We start from the raw sequence: 940 nt of genomic DNA on the forward strand, positions 1-940 counted from the left end.
CCTTTTATTTCACCTTTAGGTGTCGGAATTTGAATAAGCCTTGCTTGCCATGTATCACCTAGGTAAGGGGCTGATTTTTTAGCTTGTGGCGAAATAGGCATTGTTATTAAGTGGTCGTAATCGCTAAATGATTCCGTTATTTCATAGCGCATTTTACTTTTGATGGGCGTAAGCCAATGATGATTTTCGCTAACACCTTGCCAGCTCGTGAATAGTTCAGCCGAAAAGAAACCTCTATCAAATAGAGTTAGTGAATGTTCAGGTGCTGAGCCAACAAGCTGTTGAGCATAATGAATTTCACTTTGAGTAATGGGGCCAAACGCTGCATCGGATATTAAATGCGTTCTTGTCGACATCAAGGTTACAGCAAGTACTGAGGGGAAGTTCGTTGTCGATTGAGCATAGCCAAAATGACGGTTACTCGGCGTATCTTGGGTTTTAAATTGTGTACCGTCAACGCTTAGCAGCTTTAAACCACACACGTCATCAAAAGTTTGCGACTGCTCCCACTGCGTTGCTGTATGTTTAAAAAGGTGTTTCATAGGCGCTGCGCCTAGCTTTTCTTTCCCTTTTATAATACTGCTGGTCGCCAATGGTGGAAGCTCTCCTTTAGCGTCAGGAAAAGCGAGCTCTAGTTTGTCACAGACTTCAGATATTGAGCGGTTTCTTAATAAACCAATTCCTAACACAAGCCAAGCGGCTTGTTCGGCGGGGAAGCGTCGTTTGCGTACAGAGGCTCTTCCTGTTTGGGTAACAGCTTCTTCAATCCACTCAAGGGGAATGTGCTTAGTGAACGAATCAATATCACGATCTTGGCAAAACTCAGTCGTAAGGTGTAATTCTTTAATAAATTCAGACATAAAAATAGGCCACAACTTCTGTTGTAGCCTATTATGAGCCCTTTGAAAGATCGTTCAATTAGCTTAAACGATCTGCATTA

The 940-nt window shown here is 42.4% G+C and carries 1 protein-coding gene; it reads right to left on the minus strand.

The window, feature by feature from the left end; genetic code table 11:
• Positions 1-860, minus strand: an 860-nt coding sequence (locus tag AAEY62_RS20005) for an IS4 family transposase (protein WP_350635897.1), incomplete at its 3' end; no start/stop codon positions are given.
• Positions 861-940: the final 80 nt, after the last annotated feature.

The sequence above is a fragment of the Pseudoalteromonas sp. GW168-MNA-CIBAN-0100 genome, from assembly GCF_040309225.1.
Classification (GTDB): Bacteria; Pseudomonadota; Gammaproteobacteria; order Enterobacterales; family Alteromonadaceae; genus Pseudoalteromonas; species Pseudoalteromonas arctica.